Below are 23,258 nucleotides of genomic sequence, written 5' to 3'. Positions count from 1 at the left end.
GACGAGCCCCTCACCGAAGAAACCGCAGGTAGAACCCCTGTCGCGGCTCAGGTGCTACCGACGAAGACGACCAGCAGCAGCCACACCACCGGAGCGGTCGGCAGCAGCGAGTCCAGCCGGTCCATGATCCCGCCGTGGCCCGGCAGCAGGGCGCCCATGTCCTTGATGCCCAGGTCCCGCTTGATCATCGACTCGCCGAGATCGCCCAGCGTGGCACTGACCGCGACCGCGAGGCCCAGCAGCAGACCCTGCCACCACGCTCCGCCGTCGATCAGGAAGTGCGTGCACAGCGCGCCCGCCACCATGGCGAACGCCACCGCGCCGAGCAGCCCCTCGCGGGTCTTGCCGGGGCTGATGCGCGGCGCGAGCTTCTTCTTGCCGAACCGCCAGCCCACCGCATAGGCGCCGGTGTCGCTGACCACCGTGAGCACCAGGAAGGTCAGCACCCGCCAGGCGCCGTCGTCCGCGGCCAGCATCAGCGCCACGAAGGTGGCGAGGAACGGCACGTAGAAGGCCGCGAAGATGCCCGCCGTGACATCACGGAGATAGTCCTCGGGCGGCTCCGTCATGCGCCACACGAGCACCGCGAGCGCGGTGAAGGCCATGGCCACCCACGCGCCCTCGGCGCCGTTCACGAAGCCGGCGACGACCATGGCGGCGCCACCGACCGCGAGCGGCACCAGAGGTGCCCGGATGGCCTTCTTCTCGGCCAGCCTGGAGGTCAGCTCCCACAGCCCGACGACCACGGCCACCACGATGACGCCGAGGAAGACGGGCTTGTAGATGAACAGGGAGGCGAGGATGACGGCGCCGAGGCCGATACCCACCCCTATCGCTGCCCGCAGATCACGCCCGGCGCTTTTCTTCGCCGCGTTCGCCGTCTGGGGGGCAGCAGGCTCCTGCGGCCGGATGTCGGGCTCCTGTTCATCGCGGAACAGGGGGCCGCCGAAGTCAGCGGCCCCCTGATCACGGTCGTCCTGGTCTCCGCCTGCGTCGGGCACGATGGGCATGGGGCGAGTCTGCGCCGCATAGGCCGCCTCGTGCACAGGACCCGCCGGTACGGCGGGTCCCTGGTCGGTGGACCCCCAAGAGCCGACGCGCGGCGGGGCCCCCCAGGATGCGTCGTTCATCAGACCTCGAGGAGCTCGGATTCCTTGTGCTTGAGCAGCTCGTCCACCTGAGCGACGTACTTCTGGGTGGTGTCGTCGAGCTCCTTCTCCGCGCGGCGCACCTCGTCCTCGCCGGACTCCTTGTCCTTGACGAGCTTGTCGAGGAGCTCCTTGGCCTTGCGGCGGATGGAGCGGATCGAGATCTTGGAGTCCTCGGCCTTGGTCTTGGCGACCTTGACGAACTCCTTGCGGCGCTCCTGCGTCAGCTCCGGGAAGGTCACCCGGATGATGTTGCCGTCGTTGCTGGGGTTGACGCCCAGGTCGGAGTCGCGGATGGCCTGCTCGATGTTGCGCAGCGCGCTCTTGTCGAACGGGGTCACCACGGCCATGCGCGGCTCGGGAACCGAGAACGACGCCAGCTGGTTGATGGGCGTCAGCGCACCGTAGTAGTCCGCCACGATCTTGTTGAACATCGCCGGGTGCGCACGCCCGGTGCGGATCGCCGCGAAGTCCTCCTTGGCGACCACGACGGCCTTCTCCATCTTCTCCTCGGCCTCGAGGAGGATCTCTTCGATCACCACTTGCTCCTGGTGTTATCAGTAAGCAGAGCCTCGCCCCTGCGCGCGTCTTCTCCTGCACGGTGTCCGACCGGCAGGCAGTTGTCCATCCCCGTGCCGAGGTCTTCCCGCGGCCCGGAGTTGCCGCCCGGACCGGCACCTGGCCGGTACGGGCGGTTGTGCGAGCCCGTCAGGCCCGCGTGCTCTGGTCGCTCACCAGCGTGCCGATCTTCTCACCCTTGACCGCACGCCCGATGTTGCCCTCGGCGAGCAGCTCGAAGACGAGGATCGGCAGCTTGTTGTCCATGCACAGGGTGATGGCGGTGGCGTCGGCGACCTTGAGGCCGCGGGAGAGGACCTCGCCGTATTCGAGGGCGTCGAACTTCACCGCGTCGGGGTTCTTCTTCGGGTCGGAGTCGTAGACCCCGTCGACACCGTTCTTGCCCATCAGGATCGCCTCGGCGTGAATCTCCAGGGCGCGCTGGGCGGCGGTGGTGTCGGTGGAGAAGTAGGGCATGCCCATGCCGGCGCCGAAGATCACGACGCGGCCCTTCTCCAGGTGGCGCACGGCGCGCAGCGGGATGAACGGCTCGGCGACCTGGCCCATGGTGATGCCGGTCTGCACCCGCGTCTCGATGCCTTCCTTGACCAGGAAGTCCTGGAGGGCGAGGCAGTTCATGACCGTGCCGAGCATGCCCATGTAGTCCGAGCGGGCCCGGTCCATGCCGCGCTGCTGCAGCTCGGCGCCGCGGAAGAAGTTGCCGCCGCCGATGACGACGGCGATCTCGTAGCCCTCGCGGACGACCGCCGCGATCTCCCGGGCGATGGCGTGCACGACATCGGGGTCGACGCCGAGCCCTCCGCCGCCGGCGAAGGCCTCGCCGGACAGTTTCAGCATGAACCGACGGCGCTTGCCGTGGTCGGTGCTCTCGTCGTCGGCGGCCTGTGGGGCGTCCGCACCCTGATTCATTGGAGATCTCCTCGTGCACATACGAAGAAGGCCATTGCCGGATGGGTCCTTATCAGATCCCTGTACGGCAATGGCCTCCTCGTCACATCAGCGGCCGGCCGGTGGACGGTCGGCTGCGTACGACCCTAGCGGGTCGCAGGTCATTCGCGTCCTGCTGACGGCTCAGGCGCCGACGCGGATGCGCGAGAAGCGCTTCAGCGTGACACCGGCCTCGTCCAGGATCTTCTGGACGGTCTTCTTGTTGTCCTTGGCGAACGGCTGGTCCAGCAGCACGCTCTCCTTGAAGAAGCCGGTGACGCGACCCTCGACGATCTTCGGCAGGGCGGCCTCGGGCTTGCCCTCCTCGCGAGCGGTGGCCTCGGCGACGCGGCGCTCGTTGTCGACGACGTCGGCCGGGATCTCCTCGCGGGAGAGGAACTTCGGCGCGAACGCGGCGATGTGCTGCGCGACGTCCTTGGCGACCTCGGCGTCGGCCTTGTCGAGCTCGACGAGGACACCGACCTGCGGCGGCAGGTCCGCGGCCGTGCGGTGCATGTACGCGAAGACGAAGCCGTCGGCGAACTGCGCGAAGCGGTCGACGACGATCTTCTCGCCGAGGGTGGCGTTGGCCTCGTCCACGAACGCCTGGACGGTCTTGCCGGACTCGATCTCGGACGCCATGAGCGCCTCGATGTCGGCCGGGGCCGTCTTGGCGACGTGGGCGGCGAGCGCGTCGGCGACGGTGACGAACTTGTCACCCTTGGCGACGAAGTCGGTCTCGCACTTCAGCTCGACGATCACACCGGAGGTGTTGTCGTCGGCGATGACGGAGACGACGGCACCGTTGGAGGTGGTGCGGCTCTCGCGCTTGGCCACGCCCTTCAGGCCCTTGACGCGAACGATCTCGACGGCCTTCTCGACGTTGCCCTCGGCCTCGTCCAGCGCCTTCTTGCAGTCCATCATGCCGGCGCCGGTGAGCTCGCGGAGCTTCTTGACGTCAGCGGCGGTGAAGTTCGCCATTTTCGTGAATCTCTTCTCGAAAGTCGTTGTGACTACGGTGCACGACGGGGGCGGCGCGTCTCGCGCCGACCCCGTCATCTACCGCGACTGAGTGGTCAGGCCTGCTCGGCGTCCGCGGCCGGGGCCTCGGGGGCCTCGGCGGGAGCCTCGGCAGCGGCCTCGGCCGGCTTCTCGGCCTCGTCGGACTTCTTGTCGCCCTCGAGCAGGTCGCGCTCCCACTCGGCCAGCGGCTCGCCGGCGGCCTTGTCGGCCTTGGCGTCACCGGTGGCGGCACCGGAGCGGGCGATGAGGCCCTCGGCGACGGCGTCGGCGATCACGCGGGTGAGCAGCGTGACGGAACGGATCGCGTCGTCGTTGCCCGGGATCTTGTAGTCGACCTCGTCGGGGTCGCAGTTGGTGTCGAGGATCGCGACGACCGGGATGCGGAGCTTGCGCGCCTCACCGACGGCGATGTGCTCCTTCTTGGTGTCCACGATCCAGACGGCGCTGGGCACCTTCTGCATCTCGCGGATACCACCGAGGGTCTTCTCGAGCTTGGTCTTCTCGCGGGAGAGGACGAGCAGCTCCTTCTTGGTGAGGCCGGACGCGGCCACATCCTCGAAGTCGATGAGCTCGAGCTCCTTCAGGCGCTGCAGGCGCTTGTAGACGGTCGAGAAGTTGGTGAGCATGCCGCCCAGCCAGCGCTGGTTGACGTACGGCATCCCGACACGGGTCGCCTGCTCGGCGATGGCCTCCTGGGCCTGCTTCTTCGTACCGACGAACATGATGGAGCCGCCGTGCGCGACGGTCTCCTTGACGAACTCGTAGGCGCGGTCGATGTACGACAGCGACTGGAGCAGGTCGATGATGTAGATGCCGTTGCGCTCCGTGAAGATGAAACGCTTCATCTTCGGGTTCCAACGACGGGTCTGGTGACCGAAGTGGACGCCGCTCTCCAGCAGCTCCCGCATCGTGACGACGGCCATGGCCGCGCTCCTTGTATTGCTCGGTTCCACGGCGGCCGGGCGGCCGCCGCTCCTGACGCCCCGGCGTGCCTGCCGCGGAGGGAACTCTTGCGAGAAGCCGTTCCACGGACCGAGAGACACGGCCACCGTGCTGCCCGAAAGGGACTGACGCGCCAGTGGCGGGGCGTGCGAAGTCGATCCGGTGACCCGGATCGCCATGAGAAGTGTACGGGACCGGTGAAGGCCCGGGTGACGGCGCTGTCCACAACCCGCGAGTAGTCCACAGATCCGGGTCAAGATCCCCACCGGACGGCGCAGTGCGGGACGGTGACGGCATGCGACGACTCGGCTCGGCCGTGCGAGCCCTCGCCCTCTGGGCGCTGCCGGCCCTCATCCTGTGCGCCACGGCTCCGGCCGCGGTTTCGGCGGCGTATCCCGCGGCCGGCCGACCCCCATCGGGCCGGGCTGCCGCGCCCACCGACGGGGCGGGGCGGGCGGCCGGTGACCGGGCCTGGCCGGTCAGTGGCGCGCGCGGGGCGCGGCCCCTGGTCGTGCGGGGCTGGGACCCGCCTCCGGAGCCGTGGAAGGCGGGCCACCGCGGGGTGGACCTCGCCGCCGTGGCCGGGCAGCCGGTCCGGGCCGCGGCGCCGGGCACGATCGCTTTCGCCGGCCCGGTCGCCGGGCGGCCGGTGCTGGTGGTGGAGCTGTCGGGCACCGGCGATCCGCCGCTGCGCACGACGTACGAGCCGGTCCGGGCGACGGCGCGCGTGGGCGACCGGGTGGCGGCGGGAGAGGTGATCGGCATCCTGGCGGGCGGGCCCTTCTCCTCCCACTGCCGGAACGGCGTGGGAGGTGCCCCGGCCCCGGCCGGGTGTCTGCACTGGGGGTTGCGGCGCGGTGAGGCCTATCTCGACCCGCTGAGCCTGTTGCCGCCGGACATGCTCCGTCGTGCCCCGTCCCGGCTGCTCCCGCTGACCGGGGTCTTCCCCGCCGTTTTCCCCGGCTCAGCCCCGTACGCCGCGCAGGGCCATGGAGACCGCCGCTTCGGTGATCCGGTGAGGCTCCTCGGCGGCGCCCAGCTCGATCCGGCGGACCGCGGCGTCCACCACGCCCTGGAGAAGCATGGCGGCCAGCCGGGGCTGCTCGTGGCCGAGGCTCATGAGGGCCTCGACGACCATGGCGATCAGCCCGCCGTGCGCGGCGCGGATCTTCTCGCGCGCACCCGCGTCCAGCTCACCCGCCGAGATCGCGACCACGGCCCGGTGACGGCGGTCGCCGACGAGCGCGAGCTGCTGTCGCACATACGCTTCGATCTTCGCCTCGGGCGTGTCCGCCCGGTCCATCGCGGCTTCGACCTCGGCCGCCCAGACGGGGAAGTCGACGGCGCACAGCTCCTCGACGACCGCCGCCCGCGAGCGGAAGTACTCATAGACCGAGGACCGCGCGAGTCCGGTGCGCTCGGCGAGGGCGGGGAAGGTCAGCGCCTCCGTACCGCCTTCGGACAGCAGGGATCGGGCAGCGTCCAGCAGGGCGCCGCGCTGCATCGTCCGGTGCTCGGCCACGGAGGCCGCTCGAATCCTGGGCACGCGTCCACTCTACGGACCCACCCCGTCCAGGACGACGCTGGAGGGACGATTCAGCGTCCGACATCCGCCAGCTTGGCCCGCAGCTGGAGCACCGACTTGGTGTGGATCTGGCTGACCCGGCTCTCGGTGACGCCGAGCACCTGGCCGATCTCGGCCAGCGTGAGGCCCTCGTAGTAGTACAGGGTGACGACGGTCTTCTCGCGCTCCGGGAGGGTGTTGATGGCACGGGCCAGCAGTCGGCGCAGCTCGTGGTCCTCGGCCACCTCGACCGGGTCGTCGGCGGCGGTGTCCTCCAGCGTGTCCATGAGGCTGAGCCGCTCGCCGCCCTCGTCGCCGGCGTGCAGCAGGTCCTCCAGCGCCACCACGTTGGCCAGGGACAACTGACTGAAAACGCTGTGCAGTTCCTCCAGCGCGATGCCCATCTCCGCAGCGACCTCCGCCTCGGTGGGCGTACGGCGCAGCTCGGCCTCCAGCGTGGCGTAGGCACGCTCGACGGCACGCGCCTTCTGCCGGACCGAGCGCGGGATCCAGTCCAGCGCGCGCAGTTCGTCGATCATCGCTCCCCGGATCCGGGTGATGGCGTAGGTCTCGAACTTGATGGCCCGCGCGGGGTCGAACTTCTCGATGGCGTCGATCAGCCCGAAGATCCCGGAGGAGACGAAGTCGGCCTGCTCCACATTGGGCGGCAGCCCGACGCTGACCCGGCCCGCCACGTATTTCACCAGCGGCGAGTAGTGCAGGATCAACTGCTCCCGCAGCCGTTCGTCGCCCGAGGCCTTGTACGACCGCCACAGCTCGTCGAGCGTCGAGGGCGCGGGAGGGCGCGCGGCGCCGCGAGCTGCGGGCGGCGCAGCCGCGCGGTCGGACCCGGAGGTGTGCTGGGGCATTCGTCGTCTTGAGCCGTTCTGGTGTGACGTGGATCGAGGGGTACGAATGGCGGGATTCCCGTGAGCGTAGCGTGACTGAGGCGTCGCGGTGAGCGAAGGGAACTCCTTCGGTGATGCGCGGATATGTTCCGCCGCCCGCGCCCCGGCATGGCGGCCGCACGGTTGCACGGCGGCCGTACAGGGCTCGCCGCATCGGCTGCCTCGGTCATCGCCTTAACCCTTTCACCCGATCGCCCCAGGTCAAGTACCGCCTCGCCGCACGGTCGGGCGTCGTCCGGGGGGCTTGGGGGTGCCGGATGTTGACGGCGGGCCGGCCAACTGCCAGAGGTCACCACGACGTTCGACGAAGCCCAGGGCCTGGAGTTCGTAGAGTCCGGCGAGCGTCCGGTCCCGGCTCAGGGCCGCGTCCCGGGCGATGTCGTCCAGGTGTCCGCCGCCCCGTCCGGGCAGGGCCTCCAGCACTGCGGCCGCCGTGGGCTCGAGCAGGTCCCGGGCGACGATCGGCCCGCGCCGCTCCGGCGCCAGCTCGCCGATGCGGCCGACCAGCTCGGCGACCTCGTCGGCGTCGGTCACCAGACTCGCCTCCTCGCGCAGCAGTTCGTGCACGCCGGCCGACAGTCCGGAGGTGACCGGCCCGGGAACGCCCATGGTGTGGCGGCCGAGCCGCCGTGCCCGGCGCGCCGTGACGAGGGATCCACTGCGGTATTCGGCCTCCACCACCAGCGTCCCGCGCGTCAACGCGGCAATGACGCGATTGCGCAGGACGAACCGGCTTCGGGTGGGATGAGCGCCGGGTGGCAACTCGGCCAGGACGAGCCCCTGTTCCGCGATCCGGTCGATCAACTCGGTGTGTCCGCGCGGATAGGGCACGTCCACCCCACAGGCCAGCACGGCCACCGTCGCCCCGCCCGCGGCGAGCGCCCCGCGATGCGCCGCCCCGTCGACCCCGTAGGCGGCGCCGGAGACCACCACCCAGCCGCGCTCGGCCAGCCCGGCCCCGAAGGTGGCCGCCACATGCGATCCGTAGTCGGTGCAGGCCCGGGCGCCGACGACGGCGACGGAGCGCAGCGCCCACAGTCGAACGTTCGCACGGCCGCGCACCCACAGGCCGAGGGGGCGGGCATCACCCAGGTCGTCGAGCTGCCCGGGCCATTCCCGGTCGCCGGGGCACAGGAAGCGGCCGCCCAGCCGGGCCACGGTCTCGAGGTCGCCCGCCGGGTCGAGGCGGGCGGCGCGGGCCCGGCACCCCGCCAGCCGCTCCTCGCGCGCCCCCTTCGGCGGCGGCCCCGTCCCCGTCAGTCCCCGGACCAGGGCGGCGGCCCCCAGCTCCCGCACCCACCGCCCCACGGTTTCGTCCCCCGGCTCGGTCAGCCTCGTCAACGCGGCCCTGGCGAGCCGTTCGTCGTCGGGAACGGATCCCGGAACGGATCCCGGGGCCGGAGCGGAATCCGGGGTGGGATCCGGCGGGAAGCCCGGGAGGAAGGGCGTCATGCCGGGGCTCCGGTCAGGGCGGGGCCGCGTTGGAAGCCGGTACGCAGTTCGAGCGCGTGGTTCACATCGGCCGTGTCGGGGCGGTCGTGGCCCGCGAGGTCCGCCAGCGTCCAGGCCACCCGCAGGACCCGGTCGAGGCCACGTGCCGTCAGCAGCCCCCGCTCCATGTCGCGTTCGGCCTCGGCCAGGGCTTCCGGGGCGGCACGCCAGCGGGTCCGCAGCTCGTGTCCGGGCACCTCGCTGTTGGCGCGCCAGGGCGTGTCCGCGTACCGGAAGAGGGCCCGGTCCCGGGCGGCGCGAACGCGCGCGGCGACATCGGCGGTCGACTCCGCACCGTGCCCCACGCCGAGGCCGACGAGCTCGGACCGGGCCACCGGTTCGACCGTCACCCGAAGGTCGACACGGTCCATGAGCGGGCCGGACAGACGCGACCGGTACCGTCTGACCGCCTGAGGGGCACAGTCACAGCCCTCCCCGGTCAGCCCGTGCCGACCGCACGGGCACGGATTGGCGGCCAGGGCGAGCAGGAAACGGGCAGGCAGCCTCATCACCCCCGCGGAACGGGCCACGATCACATGCCCCGACTCCAGCGGCTGCCGAAGGGCGTCGAGGACCCGCCCCGAGAACTCCGGGGCCTCGTCCATGAACAACACGCCCCTGTGCGCCAAGGACACCGCCCCGGGCCGGGGCATCCCCGAACCGCCGCCGACGAGCGAGGCCATGGACGCGGAGTGGTGGGGCGCGCAGTACGGCGCCCGCTCGACGAGCGGCTGCCCGGCGGGCAGTGCCCCGGCCACCGAGTGCACCGCGGTGACCTCCAGGGACTCCTGTGGGGTGAGCGGCGGCAGCAGACCGGGCAGCCGCTCCGCGAGCATGGTCTTGCCGGCGCCCGGCGGGCCCTGGAAGTAGAGGTGGTGGCGCCCGGCCGCGGCGACTTCCAGTGCCCGGCGCGCCCTGCTCTGGCCGGCGACCTCGGCGAGGTCCGGCCGGCGCTCGCCCAGGAGAGCGCCCGCACCGATGCCCACCCCCGGCACCGACAGCCCCGCCAGCATCGGGTCGGGGCTGCCTTCGCGCGGCCGGTCCTCCTCCTCGGGCACCGGCTCGTCCGTCAGGACCGCGATCAGCTGGCGCAGGCTGCGGACGCCGAGCACCGAGACCCCGGGCACCAAGGCGGCCTCGGCCGTCGTGCGTTCGGGGACGACGACCTGGCGGTAGCCGGCCTCGGCGGCGGCGAGGACCGCGGGGAGGACGCCGCGCACCGGGCGGACCCGGCCGTCGAGGCCCAGTTCACCGATCATCATCAGATCGGCGATCTCACGTGGGTCGATGCGCTCGGCGGCCCCCAGCACCGCGCAGGCCACCGCCAGGTCGAAGCCGCTGCCGCCCTTGGGGACCGAGGCCGGGCTCAGACCCACCGTCAGCTTCTTCTGCGGCCACTCCGCCCCGGAGTTCACGACCGCCGCGCGGACCCGGTCCCGGCTCTCGACGAGGCTCTTGTCGGGGAGGCCGACGAGGGTGAAGGCCGCGACGCCCGGCTCCAGATCGGCCTGGACCTCCACCACCACCCCTTCGACACCGACGAGGGCCACCGAGCAGGTACGGGCGAAACCCATCAGGCCACCCCCTTGACGTGCTCGACGACGGGCGCGCCCCGGTCGGGGACGACCACCCCCACCAGATCGATCCGCACCCCGCCCGGCGGCGGTCCGCCGTGCCGCTCCAGCCAGCATGCGGCGAGCCGCCGCAGTCGCTCGGCCTTCACCGGGGTGACGGCGGCCATCGGGTGCTCATAGACCCCCGAGCGACGGGTCTTCACCTCGCACATGACCAGCGCGTCGGCGTCCAGGGCGACGACGTCGATCTCGCCGGCCCGGCATCTCCAATTGCGCTCCAGGATGACGATCCCGGCCTCGGTCAGCCGCCGGACCGCCAGATTCTCGCCGTAGCGGCCGAGTGCTCCTCGGGCGTTCACGGGCACCACCTCCGGCACCGACTGTGCCGCGCCCGCCCCGAACTATTGGATCTTGGTGGATAACCCGTCGGTTGTGGAAAACCCCGTCACCCGGAAGGCCCCCGCCCCGGGCGGCTCAGCACGGCGCATGGCGGCTCAGCACGGTGAACGGCGGCTCAGGGCGGATCAGCTGAACGACTCAGCCACCCGGCAGGTCGAGATCGCTCTTGTTCAGCTCCTCGATGTTCACGTCCTTGAACGTGAGGACCCGCACCTGCTTCACGAACCGGGCCGGGCGGTACATGTCCCACACCCATGCGTCGGCCATCGAGACCTCGAAGAAGACCTCGCCCTGCACGGAGTGGACCTGCATCTCGTAGTCGTTCGTGAGATAGAAACGACGCTCGGTCTCGATCACGTATTTGAACAGACCGACGACATCGCGGTACTCCCGGTAGAGCTTCAGCTCCATCTCGGTCTCGTACTTCTCGAGGTCCTCGGCGCTCATGGCATGTTCCCCTTCAGCCGTGCGTCCCCCCATTGTGCGTCAGGCGCGCTCAGTCTCCAGGAGCACCGGCGTACTCGGGGGTCCCTCGTCGAGCAGCGTACGCAGCAGCTCGCCGAGCCTGGTCGGATACACCGTCTCACGGGCCGCGAGGAGTTCCTCGCAGGTCCACCACCGCAGGCCCGTGACGCTGCGGCGCTCCAGTTCCGTCCCGCCGCCCGTCCACCGGCCCGCCTGCTCGGTGCGGGCCAGGAAGTAGTGCTCTTCCTGGTCCCAGCGCCGCCCGTCGAAGGGGAAGGAGCAGAACCGGCGCCAGAGCACCGGGCCCAGCTCGATCTCCGTGATCCCGGTCTCCTCGGCCAGCTCCCGGCGTGCCGCCTGCTCCCAGGTCTCGCCGCCCTCCAGCCCGCCGCCCGGGGTGAACCACCAGGTGCTCGTGGGGTCGGCCGGCTCGAAGCCGTTCATGAGCAGGACGCGGTCCCGCGCGTCGAGCAGGATGACGCGCGCCGCCCTGCGCGTGCCGTCAGCCATGCGATACCGCCATCGCCCTTCCGTTCCTGGTCAGCCGGCGTGCGAGGGGCCCGTACGCCGCACCGCCCAGGATAAGCACGGCACCGACGACGACCGAGGTCACCACCAGCGGCAGCGGTCCGGGCCGTGAGGTGCCGCCCGGCAGCGCGGCGAAGGCGGCGGGCCGGTCGATCATGCCCCAGCCCGCCATGGGCCAGGCCGTGGCGTCCACCCGCGCCTTGACCGCCGTGCGCGGCACCGAGCCCCGGCCGGCGTCGGTCAGGTGGGTACGGGAGTCCAGGGAGTCGGCGCGGTGGTCGCCGAGGAGAAAGAGCTGTCCGTCGGGCACGGTGGCGGAGAAACCGGTCGGCGAGGCCGGCCCCGTCCCCGGTACGTAGGGCTCCACGAGCGGTTCGCCGTTGATCGTCATCCGGCCCTGCCGGTCGCAGCAGGCGACCTTGTCGCCGCCGACCCCGACGACCCGCTTGACCATGGGCTGGTCGGACCAGAGCCGGTCCTCGAAGACGACGACGTCCCCGCGCCGCACGGCATCGCCGTCGATCCGCTGGGCGAGGACCCGGTCGCCGATGCCGATGGTGGGCGACATCGAGTTGGTAGGCACGGTGTAGGGGCGGTAGAGGAGGGCTCCCCACACGAATCCGCCGAGGAAGAGCAACAGACCGACGGCCACGGCCAGCCCGGACAGTGTTCTGCCCGCGCGGCCGTGGCCGTCGGTCGTCTGCGTCACCGCGCTCATCCCGTGCCCCCGCCCGCGTAGAAGATCGGATTCCATGCCCGGGGGCATGGAATCGCACACTACCCGGCGGTACGGACGCGGGTCAGCCCTTCGGCACGGCCTTCCTGGCGATCCGGCCGCGGCGCCAGAGCACCAGCGGCACGGCGCCCGCGAGCCCGAGGGCCGGCGGCGCGAGAGCCGCGCCGAGCCCCTTCTGGTCGAAGGTGTCCGGGACGGGCAGGGTGGACCAGCGGTTGATCGGCCAGGCGATGACGATCGCGCGGCCGACGACCTCGTTCTCCGAGACCGTGCCCTGGAACTTGTCCAGTTCCTGGTGGTAGCGGGAGTCCAGGGAGTTCTGCCGGTGGTCGCCCATCACCCAGATCCGGCCCTCGGGGACCTTGATCGGGCCGAACGGCTTGTCACCGCAGGGGGTGTTGCCCGGGAAGATGTACGGCTCCTTGAGGGCCTTGCCGTTGACCGTCACGGGGTCGTTGTTGCCCTTGCACTCGACGGTGTCCCCGCCGACCGCGATCACCCGCTTGATCAGGTCCTTCTCCTCGGCGGAGGGCATCAGGCCGATGAAGCTCAGGACCTTCTGGATGCCGCCCGCGACCGGACCCGGGTCCGCCGTCGTCGTCTCGTCGAGCCAGCCGCCCGGATCGTGGAAGACCACCACCTCGCCGCGCTCGGGTTTCGACCCGAACCACGGCGTCAGCTTGTCCACCAGCACCCGGTCGCCCCGCTGCAGGGTGTCCTGCATCGAGTCGGAGGGGATGGAGAACGCCTGGACCAGGAACGTCTTGATGAGCAGCGCGAGCAACAGGGCGATGCCGATGAGGATCGGCAGTTCCTTCCAGAAGGACCGTTGCTTCTTGGCCGCCCGCTGTCCGTCCTGTCGCTCGTCGCTCTCGGGCGTCACATCGCCGGGGCCCGCGCCCGGCGATCCGTCTGTCGGTCCACCCACCGGTCCACCCGTCAATTCCTGTGAAGACTGGGGCGCCTGCGAAGACTGGGGCGCCGGGTTTGGCTGGGACGCCTCGGACACGGCCACCTCCGGCGCCTCGCCCGAGGGCGACTGCTCAGCTTCCCCGGGCCGCTTTTCCGGCTCTCCGTGACCGGAACGGGCGCCTACCGCCAAATCCCCCACATCCACTCCTCACTCCGCGCTGCCGCCTGTCGTGCATACGACGCAGGCCCACCACTCCCATAACGAGCGGGAGTTCCGCAGGGGTCGGGAGCTGGATCATTCCTTGCCGATCCATGGAAGACACACTATTCGGCGAACCGCGCGCCGACGTCCTCGTTCCCGGCGCGTCCCCGACCGATGCGAAGGTGTTCGGTTCGGCCAGCCGCCGCCAGTGGCCGAACGGCCAGGCAATGACCGTGGCACGCCCCACCACCAGATCCTCGGCGATCGTGCCGTTCCCGGGTTCGTCCAGGTGATAGCGGGAATCGGCTGAATCCGAGCGGTGATCACCCATCACGAAGATCCGCCCGGGCGCCACCTTCACCTCGAATTTCAACTGCGAGGGAACGTCCCCCGGGTTGAGGTACGGCTCGATGAGCGGCGTTCCGTTGACCGTGACGCGGCCGTCCTTGTCGCAGCACCTGACGGTATCGCCGCCGATCCCGACGACCCGCTTAATCAGATCCTGTTCATCGGCGGAGGGCAGCAGGCCGATAAACGTCAGAAACTGCTTTCCCTGTTTGATGACCACCGGGTCGGGTCCGGCCTTCGGCTCCCCGTCGAGCCAGCCGCCCGGGTCCTTGAAGACCACGACGTCGCCGCGCTCCGGTTTCGACCCGAACCACGGCGTCAGCTTGTCCACCAGGACCCGGTCGCCGATCCGGATCGTCTGCTCCATCGAGCCGGACGGGATCACGAACGCCTGCACCAGAAAGGTCTTCAGCACCAGCGCGATCAGCAGGGCCACCGCTATGAGGATCGGCACCTCCTTGACCGCCGACCGGCGCCGCCGCCGCTTGACCCGCCGCGCCGCCTTCCGCCGTGCGGCACGCCCGCCCGGCGCCGGCTCCGTACGCCCCCGGCTACCCATGCGGGCTCCCGCCGTGCCCCGGCTGCCCCGGCTCCGGTACGCGCGCGAAGGCGTCGGGCCGTTTCACCGACGTCATCCGGCCGAAGGGCCAGCCGATCCAGTCCGCCCGGCCGATGACCCGGTCCACCGGGACCGTGCCACCACCGGGCTCGCCGAGGTGGTCACGGGAGTCTCGGGAGTCACTGCGATGATCGCCCATCACCCAGAGCTTGCCCTCCGGCACCACGATGTCGAACGCCACCTCGGAGGGCGCGTCGCCCGGGTGGAGATACTCCTCGATCACCGGCCGGCCGTTCACTTCGAGCCTGCCGCGCCGGTCGCAGCAGCGGACCCGGTCGCCACCGGTGCCGATGACCCGCTTGATGTAGTCCGTCTCCGCCGGCCGCATCAGCCCGACGGCCGAGGCCCCCTCGCGCACCAGCGCCGCCACCGGGTTCTCGGTCGGTCTGCCCTGGACGAAGGAGTCGGTGCCGTCGAAGACCACCACGTCACCGCGGCGCGGCTCGCCGCCGAAGCGGTAGGCGAGCTTGTTGACCAGCACCCGGTCGCCGACCTGGAAGGTGTTCTCCATCGAGCTGGAGGGGATCAGGAAGGGCTGCACGAGATAGCTGCTGACCAGGAGCAGGAAGATCATGCATGCGGTCAGCAGCAGCCCGGCGCGGCGCAGCGGGCCGCCACCGGTCAGCCACTGCCCCACGGCAGCAAGGGAGAGGCGCCCGGAGGGCTCGTCCGGCAAGTCCCCGGAAATACGCGCGGAGCGCGACCCCTGCTCCTCCCCCTTGACGGGTTCTGGGCAGTGGTCGCGCTCCGAAAGCTGTGCGTCGGTGTCCATCGAGCCGAAAGCCTATCCGGCCCGGCCAGGACCCCCGACAGAAGCTCAGTTGTCGCGCTTCTCCTTGATCTTCGCGGCCTTGCCGCGGAGCTCACGGAGGTAGTACAGCTTGGCGCGACGCACGTCACCGCGGGTGACGAGCTCGACCTTCTCGAAGATCGGGCTGTGCACCGGGAAGGTGCGCTCGACGCCGACGGAGAAGGAGACCTTGCGGACCGTGAAGGTCTCGCGGACGCCCGCACCCTGGCGACGGATGACGACACCCTTGAACTGCTGCACACGGGAGCGGTTGCCTTCGATGACGCGAACGTGAACGTTCACGGTGTCACCGGGGCGGAAGTTCGGGACGTCCGTGCGCAGCGATGCGGCGTCGACGTTGTCGAGAAGGTTCATAACCGTCTGCTCTCCTCGCCGATGCCACAGGTCATCAGCGGAAATTCGTAATGATGATGGGGGTGTACCGAAACGTCGGGCGAACGTCGTTCCCCCTGTGGCAGGGGCGCGCGCCGGACGCAAGGCAACGGCTTATTCTTCCACGTCCGGGGCCAGTGGCCCAAATCGGCCGTCGGGCCCCGGGGCCCAGCCCAGGATCGAGAGGGTTTCGCGGTCCTTCTTGTCGAAGGCGGCCGGGTCGGCGCGGTGGATCAGGTCGGGGCGGTTCTGCACCGTCCGCCGGAAGGCCTCGTCGCGGCGCCACCGGGCGATCTTGCCGTGGTGGCCGCTGAGCAGGACGTCCGGGATGCCGCGCCCGCGCCACTGGGGAGGCTTGGTGTAGACCGGGCCCTCCAGGAGGTCGGCCATGGCGCCGGGGGCGAAGGAGTCGTCGCGGTGCGACTCGGCGTTGCCCAGCACACCGGGCAGCAGCCGGGCGATGGCCTCGACCATGACCAGGACCGGGGCTTCGCCGCCGGCCAGCACGTAGTCGCCGATGGAGACCTCGCGCACGTCGAGGCGGTCGCCGTACTCCTCGATGACGCGGCGGTCGATGCCCTCGTAGCGGGCGGGGGTGAAGACCAGCCACGGCTTCTCGGACAGCTCCACGGCGAGCTGCTGGGTGAAGGGCTTGCCGCTGGGCGTCGGAACGACCAGGACGGGGCGATCCCCACCCTCATCGGAGCCGTCACCGGAGTCAGCGGAGCCGCCCCCGGACTCGATGATCGAGTCGAGCGCCTCGCCCCAGGGCTCGGGCTTCATGACCATGCCGGGACCGCCGCCGTACGGCGTGTCGTCGACGGTGTTGTGCCGGTCGTGCGTCCATTCCCGCAGGTCGTGGACGCGCACATCGAGCCGGCCGCGGGCGCGGGCCTTGCCGACGAGCGAGACGTTCAGCGGTTCCAGGTACTCGGGGAAGATCGTGACGATGTCGAGCCGCATCACGCGTCACCCTTCGCGTCGTCGCCCGCCTTGCCGGACTCCGCGGCGGCAGCGGCCTCGTCGGCCGCCTCGGCGTCCCGGGCGCTCGCGACCACGGCCTGGTCGGCGTCGATCAGGCCCGGCGGCGGGTCGATGATCGCGCGCTGCGCCTCCAGGTCGATCTCCGGCACGATCTCGGCGACGAAGGGGATCATCACCTCGCTGCCGTCGGGGCGCTCGACGATGAACAGGTCCTGCGACGGCAGATGGGAGATCTCGGTGATCCGGCCGATCTCGATCCCGTCGACGGTGACGACGTCGAGGTCCATCAGCTGGTGGTCGTAGAACTCCTCGGGGTCCTCGGGGACGTCCTCGGGGTCGACCTCGGCGATCAGGAGCGTATTGCGGAGCGCCTCGGCGCCCGTGCGGTCCTTGACGCCGGCGAACCGCAGCAGCAGCCGGCCGCTGTGCACCCGGCCGGTCTCGATGGTCAGCGGCCCCACCCCGGCGGGGTCCGTGGCCAGGACGGCGCCGGGGCCGAGCCGCAGCTCGGGCTCGTCCGTACGCACCTCAACCGTGACCTCGCCCTTGATCCCATGGGCGCGGCCGATCCTGCCGACTACCAGCTGCACTGTGAATCCTTCTCTGCTTCCGCGTACGGCTTCCGCACGCGGACGCGGCTTTTGCGTACGAACGCGACAACGGGCCGGGAAGGGCCGTAACCCTTCCCGGCCCGTGCCGGTGCTCTATCGCTTCTCAGCGGACCTGATCCACATCGACGAGGTCGACGCGGATACCACGGCCGCCGATGGCGCCCACGACGGTGCGCAGTGCGCGTGCGGTGCGGCCGTTACGGCCGATCACCTTGCCGAGGTCATCCGGGTGGACCCGGACCTCGAGCACGCGACCACGGCGCAGGTTGCGCGAAGCGACCTGCACCTCGTCGGGGTTGTCGACGATGCCCTTTACGAGGTGCTCAAGGGCCTCCTCGAGCATCCTCAGGCCTCGGTCGACTCAGCGGACTCGGCCGCGGCGGCCTCGTCCTTCTTCTCCGACTTCTTGGCCTTCGGGGTGATGGCCTCACCCTTCGCGGCGCCAGCCTCGAGACCCTTGGTGAACTCGTCGAACGCGCGACGCTTGTCCTCCTTGGTCTCGGGGAGGAGCATCGGGGCCGGGGCCGGCAGACCCTTGAACTTCTGCCAGTCGCCGGTGACCTTGAGGATGGCCATGACGGGCTCGGTCGGCTGCGCGCCGACGCTCAGCCAGTACTGGACGCGGTCCGTGTCGACCTCGATGCGCGAGGGGTTCTGCACCGGGTGGTACAGACCGATCTCCTCGATGGCCCGGCCGTCACGGCGGGTACGGGAGTCGGCGACGACGATGCGGTAGTGAGGCGAACGGATCTTGCCCAGACGCTTCAGCTTGATCTTGACTGCCACTGGAGTGGTGTCTCCTGGTCTTGACGTGGTTGGGCACATGAGATGCCACGTGGGGTTGCGGTACTCGGGTGCCCGATGGACGCGTCAGCCGGAGGAGAGAGGGGTCCTATGCGACTGTCGAGTACAGCGTCCCATTGTGCCACACCGCTCCAGGTCAGCCGACCGATACGGCCTCGGGGATGCGGAAGGGCTTGCCACAGCCGCCGCACATGATCGGCGCCTGGGCCAGCACGGAGGGCACGACTCGGACATTACGGCCGCAGTCGCACACCGCCTTCACGCGCACCCCTCCGCCGGAGGAGCCGTGCCGCGCGGCCGGGCCCCGGAAGGTGCGCGAGGTGTCGGCGGCGGTCGCGACCGTGTGCGCCTTGAGGGCGCGCTGAAGTCTGTCGATGGTCGGGCGGTAGCGCTTGCGCGCCTCCGGGTTGAGCACGACCAGGGAGAAACCGCTGCTGGGATGCGGCTCATCGCTGTGGTCGAGCCCCAGCTCCTCGGCGATCGCGAGGAACCGGCGGTTGTGGTAGCGGCCGGCGCGGGAGGTGTCACGGATACCGCGGGCGGCCGCGATGCCGTGCACTGCCTCGTGCAGCAGCCGTTCGAAGGAGAGCTCGGCGCCGCAGGCGGACGACGACTCCCCGATCAACGATTCGGGCGCGGCTAGATCTGGCAGCTCGGGGTGGTACCGCTGAATGTCGGCCCACGCCTGCGCCAGCTCTGCGGCGAGAACAGGTGGTGTCGTGCTCACGTCGTGACAACGAGCAAGGACGGCCCGGTGTTCCGATACCGGGCCATCCCAAATAATTTGCACGTACCAGTCAGTTTCACGCTCATGCGTCCTGACGAGGGCGGGTGCGCAGATCTGTGGAGAAGCCGCGCACCCGTTCGCAAGAGTGGACGTACTGACTCACCGGTAAGGGTGAATCGGCCGGCGCACGCCGGGGAGCGTGCCCCTTGACGACCCGGGCGCCGGTGGGCGCCCGGGTGGGCTCAATAGGAGCGACCGACGATGGCGATGGTGCCCGGGGCGTCGTCCGCGTCCGGCACCGAGCCGTCCTCGGCGACCAGGCAGCGCACGGACACGGCCTGCTCACCGAGCTTGGCCTCGCCCTCGGGGCCCAGGTCCGCCCAGCGGATCCGCGCCCAGCCACCGGCGACGGCGGCCTCGGCGGCCTCCTCGATGGTGCTGACGTCGGCCGTACGGGACTCACGGCGCTCACGCGACTCGCGCAGCAGCTGCGCCTGGTCCTCCTCCAGCACCTTCGGCAGCAGGTCGACGAGGGAGTCGATCGTCACCGGCTCCTTGCCGCCGGGGATCCGGCGGGCCAGCATCGCGGTGCCGTTCTCCAGGTCGCGCGGGCCGATCTCGATACGGACCGGTACGCCCTTGAGCTCCCAGTCCACGGCCCGGCGGCCGAAGGGGGTGTCGACGCGGTCGTCGACCTGGACGCGGATGCCCGCGGCCTTCAGCCGGTCACCGAGCTCACGGACCTTGGCCACGGCCTCGTCGCCCTTGATCGCCATGACGACGACCTGGACGTGCGCCAGCCGCGGCGGGACGCGCAGACCGCTGTCGTCGCCGTGCGACATGATCAGACCGCCGACCATGCGGGTCGAGACGCCCCACGAGGTCTGCCAGACCAGCTCCTGCTTGCTGTCCTTGGACAGGTACTGGGTGTTGAAGGCCTTGGCGAAGTTCTGGCCCAGCTCGTGGCTGGTGCCCAGCTGGAGGGCCTTGCCGTCGCCCATCATGCCCTCGAGGGTGAGGGTGTTGATGGCACCGGCGAACCGCTCCTTGGCGGTCTTGCGGCCCAGGACCACGTCGATGCCGAGGACGTTGACCATGAAGTCGGCGTAGACGTCGCGGTGGATGCGGGCGGCGTAGTCGCGGGCGTCCTCGTAGGTGGCGTGGGCGGTGTGGCCCTCCTGCCAGAGGAACTCGCTCGTGCGGAGGAAGACGCGGGGGCGCATCTCCCAACGGACCACGTTGGCCCACTGGTTGATCAGCAGGGGCAGGTCGCGGTAGCTCTGCACCCACTTGGAGAAGTACTCGTTGATGATCGTCTCGGAGGTCGGCCGGACGACGACCGGCTCTTCCAGCTCCTTGCCGCCGCCGTGCGTGACGACCGCCAGCTCGGGGGCGAAGCCCTCGACGTGCTCGGCTTCCTTCGTCAGGTAGGACTGCGGGATGAAGAGCGGGAAGTACGCGTTCTGGGCGCCCGCGTCCTTGATGCGCGCGTCCATCTCCTGCTGCATGCGCTCCCAGAGCCCGTACCCGTACGGGCGGATGACCATGGTGCCGCGCACCGGGCCGTTGTCGGCCAGCTCGGCCTTGTTGATCAAGTCCTGGTACCAGCGCGGGAAATCTTCCGCCTGGGGGGTGAGAATGGGAGCCTTTGCCATGGTGCGAATGGTACGGGGCACTCAGGGTCGAGCGTGAATCCCCCGTCCCGGCCCTCGTCCCGGTCCCGTCCCAGGCTCCTTCCCACAAACCCGCCGGCCGGTCCTCGGCCCCCGGGCGTCCGCCCCCGATTCGCCCGGTCGGTCGCTTCCCCGTCCGGATTTCCGTCCGGCCCCTCCGGGAATCCTCTCCGTGCGATGACACCCGGCACATGCCATCGTGGGCGGACGGGAACGTTCTGGCACCGTCCCTCTGGACTCGGGGACGGAAGCGGAGTTCTCTGGCTATCGGGGGTGTTTCACAGCAGCGCGCACAGCAGCACACGGGGGCGGCAATCAGGACCAGATCACGTCTCTCGGCGGATTGGGGCGCTTTCGATGACACCAACGCTCGTACGGCGGCACCGGCCGTCCTCCACGTCGCCCGATCCTCGGGCCCGCGACTGGGCGGAAATCCAGGAACGGATGCTGGTGCCGCTCTACGAAGCGGTCTACGAACGGCTGGAGGTCGGCTCCGGTACCCGGCTCCTCAGCCTCGGCTGCGGCTCCGGCCTGGCGCTGCTGATGGCCGCGGCCCGCGGGGCCGCCGTCTCCGGCGTCGACCAGGACGGGCGCAGGCTGGAGCTGGCCCGGGAGCGGCTGATACCCAAGGGATCCGGCGGCGACGGCACGCAGCTGGGGCACGGCGGTCCGGAGTGCGTCCTCGAACCGGGCGCTCCGGCCTTCAATCTCATCACGGCCTTCGATCCGCTGTACTGCGCGGGCGGCAGCGCCCGCGGCATGGCGGAGGCGCTGTCCCGGGCCGCCGCCTGCGCCGAGCACGGCGCTCCGGTCGTCCTGGCCGGCTGGGGACCACAGGAGCGCTGCGCTGCCTCGGGGGCGCTTCGAGTCGCGGCCCGGCTCGCGGACCCGATGTGCGCGCCTGCCCGCTGGCGGCCCAGTGGCCGTGACGATCTGGAGGACCTGGCCCGCCGGGCCGGGCTCGTGCCGGACGGCTCGGGGCGGGTGTCGTGCCCGTACGGCTACGCCGACATGGGCAGCGCGGTGCGCGGCCTGCTGTCGACGGGCGCGTTCGACGCGGCGATGCGGGCGACGGACGAGGAGCAGGTGACCAAGGAATTGGTCGAAGCCCTGCACCCTTATCTGCGCCGGGACGGGACCGTCTGGATGCCGAATGTCTTCCGCTATCTCATCGCGCGCGTCTAGGGCGCCGCTTCCCTCGACCGACAACGAAATCGCCCGCCACTCAGAACCGTGACGGGCGATTTCACCGGCTGGGGCCGACGGATGGGTCTCAGCCCATGAATTTCTTGAACTCGTCGGGCAGTTCGAAGTTCTGCGGAGCCTGAGCGGGCAGCCCCAGCGGGCCCTCGCCCTGCTCGCGGCGCGCGGCCGCGGCCTGCTCCTCGGCCTTGCGCTTCATCGGGTTGCCGCTCTTGCGCTTACCCTTGGCCTGCTTCTGCTGCTTCTTCTGCCGGCCGGGGCCGCCGCCCATGCCCGGGATTCCCGGCATGCCCGGCATACCGCCGCCCTGGGCCATGCGCGACATCATCTTGCGGGCCTCGAAGAAGCGCTCCACGAGGTTCTTGACCGCGCTGACCTCCACGCCGGAGCCCTTGGCGATACGGGCGCGGCGCGAGCCGTTGATGATGTGCGGGTCCTGGCGCTCGGCCGGGGTCATCGACTTGATGATCGCGGCGGTGCGGTCCACGTCGCGCTCGTCGAGGTTGTTGATCTGGTCCTTCATCTGCGCCATGCCGGGCAGCATCCCGAGCAGCTTGCTGATGCTGCCCATCTTGCGGACCTGCTCCATCTGGGACAGGAAGTCGTCGAGCGTGAACTCCTTCGGCCCCTTCGCCAGCTTGGCCGCCATCTTCTCGGCCTCGTCCTGGCTGAAGGTCTGCTCGGCCTTCTCGATGAGGCTGAGCATGTCGCCCATGCCGAGGATGCGGGACGCCATGCGGTCCGGGTGGAACGCGTCGAAGTCGTCCAGCTTCTCGCCGTTGGAGGCGAACATGACCTGCTTGCCGGTCACGTGCGCGACCGACAGGGCGGCACCACCGCGGGCGTCGCCGTCGAGCTTGGAGAGCACCACGCCGTCGAAGCCGACGCCGTCGCGGAAGGCCTCGGCGGTGTTGACCGCGTCCTGGCCGATCATCGCGTCGACGACGAAGAGGATCTCGTCCGGGCGCACGGCGTCGCGGATGTCCGCGGCCTGCTGCATCATCTCGGCGTCGATGCCGAGGCGGCCGGCGGTGTCGACGATGACGATGTCGTACTGCTTGGTGCGGGCGAACTCGATCGAGTCCGTGGCGACCTGGACGGGGTCACCCACGCCGTTGCCCGGCTGCGGCGCGTACACGCCGACACCGGCACGCTCGGCGACGACGCTGAGCTGGTTCACAGCGTTGGGGCGCTGGAGGTCACAGGCGACGAGCAGCGGGCTGTGGCCCTGGCCCTTCAGCCAGTGGCCGAGCTTGCCGGCGAGGGTGGTCTTACCCGCACCCTGGAGACCGGCGAGCATGATCACGGTCGGCGCGGTCTTGGCGAAGCGCAGCCGCCGGGTCTCGCCACCGAGGATGCCGATGAGCTCCTCGTTGACGATCTTGATGATCTGCTGCGCCGGGTTGAGGGCCTTGGAGACCTCGGCCCCGAGCGCGCGCTCCTTGACCTGCTTGATGAAGGCCCGGACGACGGGGAGGGCCACATCCGCTTCGAGCAGCGCGATGCGGATCTCGCGCGCCGTGGCGTCGATGTCCGCCTCGCTCAAGCGGCCTTTGCCCCGGAGGGTCTTGAAAGTCGCGGAAAGGCGATCGGAGAGGGTATCGAACACGGCGCTCGTAGGTCCTCGGAGTCGGGGGGCAGAGTCAATCGCCTCCCAGGGTATCCGGCCGCGCCGAGCCGGTGTCCTCGCCCGCCGGATATGAGACGA

The 23,258-nt window shown here is 70.4% G+C and carries 25 protein-coding genes and 1 pseudogene; 2 read left to right on the top strand and 24 right to left on the bottom strand.

Features of this window, described 5'->3' with window-relative positions:
- Positions 1-47: 47 nt before the first annotated feature.
- The 5 genes from AB8O64_RS26115 to rpsB all read right to left on the bottom strand — a co-directional run bounded on the left by AB8O64_RS26115 (position 48) and on the right by rpsB (position 4,600).
- Complete coding sequence (locus AB8O64_RS26115) at positions 48-1,130, bottom strand: phosphatidate cytidylyltransferase (RefSeq protein ID WP_356454137.1); 1,083 nt, start codon at positions 1,128-1,130, stop codon at positions 48-50.
- Entirely contained in the window at positions 1,130-1,687 is a 558-nt protein-coding gene (frr, locus tag AB8O64_RS26110; RefSeq protein ID WP_130880153.1) for a ribosome recycling factor, read from the bottom strand. The genes AB8O64_RS26115 and frr overlap by 1 nt, the downstream gene beginning before the upstream one ends.
- A gap of 169 nt (positions 1,688-1,856) precedes the next feature.
- Positions 1,857-2,636: a UMP kinase gene (gene pyrH / locus AB8O64_RS26105; RefSeq protein WP_130880152.1), complete on the bottom strand. Its 780-nt coding sequence runs from the start codon at positions 2,634-2,636 to the stop codon at positions 1,857-1,859.
- 162 nt (positions 2,637-2,798) lie between these two features.
- Positions 2,799-3,635 (bottom strand): translation elongation factor Ts, encoded by an 837-nt coding sequence (gene tsf / locus AB8O64_RS26100; protein WP_356454136.1) that lies wholly within the window; start codon positions 3,633-3,635, stop codon positions 2,799-2,801.
- Positions 3,636-3,730: 95 nt separating this feature from the next.
- Positions 3,731-4,600 carry a 30S ribosomal protein S2 gene (gene rpsB / locus AB8O64_RS26095; RefSeq protein ID WP_338932235.1) on the bottom strand — a complete coding sequence of 290 codons (870 nt, stop codon included), beginning with the start codon at positions 4,598-4,600 and terminating at the stop codon, positions 3,731-3,733.
- Positions 4,601-4,914: 314 nt separating this feature from the next.
- Between rpsB and AB8O64_RS26090 the strand changes: the two are divergent.
- Positions 4,915-5,436 (top strand): annotated as a pseudogene (locus AB8O64_RS26090) (peptidoglycan DD-metalloendopeptidase family protein); the annotation flags it as partial.
- A gap of 147 nt (positions 5,437-5,583) precedes the next feature.
- On the opposite strand, the gene AB8O64_RS26085 reads toward AB8O64_RS26090, so the two are convergent.
- The 18 genes from AB8O64_RS26085 to proS form a co-directional block, all read right to left on the bottom strand.
- Positions 5,584-6,123, bottom strand: coding sequence for a TetR/AcrR family transcriptional regulator (locus AB8O64_RS26085; RefSeq protein WP_165451613.1), 540 nt, complete (start codon positions 6,121-6,123; stop codon positions 5,584-5,586).
- Positions 6,124-6,215: 92 nt separating this feature from the next.
- Positions 6,216-7,052: an RNA polymerase sigma factor WhiG gene (whiG, locus tag AB8O64_RS26080; protein ID WP_130880148.1), complete on the bottom strand. Its 837-nt coding sequence runs from the start codon at positions 7,050-7,052 to the stop codon at positions 6,216-6,218.
- A gap of 240 nt (positions 7,053-7,292) precedes the next feature.
- Positions 7,293-8,543: a DNA-processing protein DprA gene (gene dprA / locus AB8O64_RS26075; RefSeq protein WP_370421687.1), complete on the bottom strand. Its 1,251-nt coding sequence runs from the start codon at positions 8,541-8,543 to the stop codon at positions 7,293-7,295.
- A complete protein-coding gene (locus AB8O64_RS26070) occupies positions 8,540-10,156 on the bottom strand; it encodes a YifB family Mg chelatase-like AAA ATPase (RefSeq protein ID WP_370421686.1) in 1,617 nt (538 codons plus the stop codon). Before AB8O64_RS26070 ends, dprA begins: the two co-directional genes overlap by 4 nt.
- Entirely contained in the window at positions 10,156-10,515 is a 360-nt protein-coding gene (locus AB8O64_RS26065) for a YraN family protein (RefSeq protein WP_370421685.1), read from the bottom strand. Before AB8O64_RS26065 ends, AB8O64_RS26070 begins: the two co-directional genes overlap by 1 nt.
- A gap of 178 nt (positions 10,516-10,693) precedes the next feature.
- Entirely contained in the window at positions 10,694-11,002 is a 309-nt protein-coding gene (locus AB8O64_RS26060) for a DUF2469 domain-containing protein (protein WP_009714730.1), read from the bottom strand.
- A gap of 39 nt (positions 11,003-11,041) precedes the next feature.
- Complete coding sequence (locus AB8O64_RS26055; RefSeq protein WP_370421684.1) at positions 11,042-11,530, bottom strand: NUDIX hydrolase; 489 nt, start codon at positions 11,528-11,530, stop codon at positions 11,042-11,044.
- Complete coding sequence (lepB, locus tag AB8O64_RS26050) at positions 11,523-12,266, bottom strand: signal peptidase I (RefSeq protein ID WP_370421683.1); 744 nt, start codon at positions 12,264-12,266, stop codon at positions 11,523-11,525. The genes AB8O64_RS26055 and lepB (AB8O64_RS26050) overlap by 8 nt, the downstream gene beginning before the upstream one ends.
- A gap of 82 nt (positions 12,267-12,348) precedes the next feature.
- Positions 12,349-13,386, bottom strand: a complete 1,038-nt coding sequence (gene lepB / locus AB8O64_RS26045) for a signal peptidase I (protein WP_370423971.1) — start codon at positions 13,384-13,386, stop codon at positions 12,349-12,351.
- On the bottom strand, positions 13,328-14,305 hold the full coding sequence (gene lepB / locus AB8O64_RS26040) for a signal peptidase I (RefSeq protein ID WP_365211578.1): 978 nt from the start codon (positions 14,303-14,305) through the stop codon (positions 13,328-13,330). The genes lepB (AB8O64_RS26045) and lepB (AB8O64_RS26040) overlap by 59 nt, the downstream gene beginning before the upstream one ends.
- Positions 14,298-15,137, bottom strand: coding sequence for a signal peptidase I (gene lepB, locus AB8O64_RS26035; RefSeq protein ID WP_370421682.1), 840 nt, complete (start codon positions 15,135-15,137; stop codon positions 14,298-14,300). The genes lepB (AB8O64_RS26040) and lepB (AB8O64_RS26035) overlap by 8 nt, the downstream gene beginning before the upstream one ends.
- A 45-nt stretch (positions 15,138-15,182) precedes the next feature.
- Positions 15,183-15,530, bottom strand: coding sequence for a 50S ribosomal protein L19 (gene rplS, locus AB8O64_RS26030; protein ID WP_130880139.1), 348 nt, complete (start codon positions 15,528-15,530; stop codon positions 15,183-15,185).
- 132 nt (positions 15,531-15,662) lie between these two features.
- Positions 15,663-16,511 (bottom strand): tRNA (guanosine(37)-N1)-methyltransferase TrmD, encoded by an 849-nt coding sequence (gene trmD, locus AB8O64_RS26025; RefSeq protein WP_370421681.1) that lies wholly within the window; start codon positions 16,509-16,511, stop codon positions 15,663-15,665.
- Complete coding sequence (gene rimM, locus AB8O64_RS26020; protein ID WP_356454126.1) at positions 16,511-17,122, bottom strand: ribosome maturation factor RimM; 612 nt, start codon at positions 17,120-17,122, stop codon at positions 16,511-16,513. Before rimM ends, trmD begins: the two co-directional genes overlap by 1 nt.
- A 124-nt stretch (positions 17,123-17,246) precedes the next feature.
- On the bottom strand, positions 17,247-17,486 hold the full coding sequence (locus AB8O64_RS26015) for an RNA-binding protein (protein WP_020868149.1): 240 nt from the start codon (positions 17,484-17,486) through the stop codon (positions 17,247-17,249).
- Between the two features lie 2 nt (positions 17,487-17,488).
- The gene (gene rpsP, locus AB8O64_RS26010; protein ID WP_130880136.1) at positions 17,489-17,929 is read right to left on the bottom strand and encodes a 30S ribosomal protein S16; all 441 of its coding nucleotides are present in this window, start codon (positions 17,927-17,929) and stop codon (positions 17,489-17,491) included.
- A 154-nt stretch (positions 17,930-18,083) separates the two neighbouring features.
- Complete coding sequence (locus tag AB8O64_RS26005) at positions 18,084-18,674, bottom strand: hypothetical protein (protein WP_130880135.1); 591 nt, start codon at positions 18,672-18,674, stop codon at positions 18,084-18,086.
- A 242-nt stretch (positions 18,675-18,916) separates the two neighbouring features.
- Positions 18,917-20,329 carry a proline--tRNA ligase gene (gene proS / locus AB8O64_RS26000; protein WP_130880134.1) on the bottom strand — a complete coding sequence of 471 codons (1,413 nt, stop codon included), beginning with the start codon at positions 20,327-20,329 and terminating at the stop codon, positions 18,917-18,919.
- 375 nt (positions 20,330-20,704) lie between these two features.
- Here proS and AB8O64_RS25995 point away from each other — a divergent pair, with 375 nt between their 5' ends.
- Positions 20,705-21,532, top strand: coding sequence for an SAM-dependent methyltransferase (locus AB8O64_RS25995; RefSeq protein ID WP_370421680.1), 828 nt, complete (start codon positions 20,705-20,707; stop codon positions 21,530-21,532).
- Between the two features lie 88 nt (positions 21,533-21,620).
- Here the strand turns inward: AB8O64_RS25995 and ffh are convergent, their stop codons facing one another.
- Positions 21,621-23,159, bottom strand: coding sequence for a signal recognition particle protein (ffh, locus tag AB8O64_RS25990; protein WP_356454123.1), 1,539 nt, complete (start codon positions 23,157-23,159; stop codon positions 21,621-21,623).
- Positions 23,160-23,258: the final 99 nt, after the last annotated feature.

Origin of the sequence: Streptomyces sp. QH1-20 (genome assembly GCF_041283565.1) — a bacterium.
GTDB classification, from domain to species: domain Bacteria; phylum Actinomycetota; class Actinomycetes; order Streptomycetales; family Streptomycetaceae; genus Streptomyces; species Streptomyces syringius.
Note: the sequence above shows the minus strand (reverse complement) of the source record. Positions and strands in the feature narration are given on the sequence as shown.

What these genes read in the sequence shown, in the direction of transcription:
- AB8O64_RS26015 (WP_020868149.1), bottom strand. Translation starts at nt 17,486, where the DNA reads ATGCTCGAGGAGGCCCTTGAGCACCTCGTAAAGGGCATCGTCGACAAC.
- AB8O64_RS26055 (WP_370421684.1), bottom strand. Translation starts at nt 11,530, where the DNA reads ATGGCTGACGGCACGCGCAGGGCGGCGCGCGTCATCCTGCTCGACGCG.
- rplS (WP_130880139.1), bottom strand. Translation starts at nt 15,530, where the DNA reads ATGAACCTTCTCGACAACGTCGACGCCGCATCGCTGCGCACGGACGTC.
- AB8O64_RS26070 (WP_370421686.1), bottom strand. Translation starts at nt 10,156, where the DNA reads ATGGGTTTCGCCCGTACCTGCTCGGTGGCCCTCGTCGGTGTCGAAGGG.
- proS (WP_130880134.1), bottom strand. Translation starts at nt 20,329, where the DNA reads ATGGCAAAGGCTCCCATTCTCACCCCCCAGGCGGAAGATTTCCCGCGC.
- AB8O64_RS25995 (WP_370421680.1), top strand. Translation starts at nt 20,705, where the DNA reads ATGACACCAACGCTCGTACGGCGGCACCGGCCGTCCTCCACGTCGCCC.
- whiG (WP_130880148.1), bottom strand. Translation starts at nt 7,052, where the DNA reads ATGCCCCAGCACACCTCCGGGTCCGACCGCGCGGCTGCGCCGCCCGCA.
- pyrH (WP_130880152.1), bottom strand. Translation starts at nt 2,636, where the DNA reads ATGAATCAGGGTGCGGACGCCCCACAGGCCGCCGACGACGAGAGCACC.
- AB8O64_RS26115 (WP_356454137.1), bottom strand. Translation starts at nt 1,130, where the DNA reads ATGAACGACGCATCCTGGGGGGCCCCGCCGCGCGTCGGCTCTTGGGGG.
- lepB (WP_365211578.1), bottom strand. Translation starts at nt 14,305, where the DNA reads ATGGGTAGCCGGGGGCGTACGGAGCCGGCGCCGGGCGGGCGTGCCGCA.
- lepB (WP_370421683.1), bottom strand. Translation starts at nt 12,266, where the DNA reads ATGAGCGCGGTGACGCAGACGACCGACGGCCACGGCCGCGCGGGCAGA.
- lepB (WP_370421682.1), bottom strand. Translation starts at nt 15,137, where the DNA reads ATGGACACCGACGCACAGCTTTCGGAGCGCGACCACTGCCCAGAACCC.
- rpsB (WP_338932235.1), bottom strand. Translation starts at nt 4,600, where the DNA reads ATGGCCGTCGTCACGATGCGGGAGCTGCTGGAGAGCGGCGTCCACTTC.
- dprA (WP_370421687.1), bottom strand. Translation starts at nt 8,543, where the DNA reads ATGACGCCCTTCCTCCCGGGCTTCCCGCCGGATCCCACCCCGGATTCC.
- tsf (WP_356454136.1), bottom strand. Translation starts at nt 3,635, where the DNA reads ATGGCGAACTTCACCGCCGCTGACGTCAAGAAGCTCCGCGAGCTCACC.
- AB8O64_RS26085 (WP_165451613.1), bottom strand. Translation starts at nt 6,123, where the DNA reads ATGCAGCGCGGCGCCCTGCTGGACGCTGCCCGATCCCTGCTGTCCGAA.
- trmD (WP_370421681.1), bottom strand. Translation starts at nt 16,511, where the DNA reads ATGCGGCTCGACATCGTCACGATCTTCCCCGAGTACCTGGAACCGCTG.
- AB8O64_RS26060 (WP_009714730.1), bottom strand. Translation starts at nt 11,002, where the DNA reads ATGAGCGCCGAGGACCTCGAGAAGTACGAGACCGAGATGGAGCTGAAG.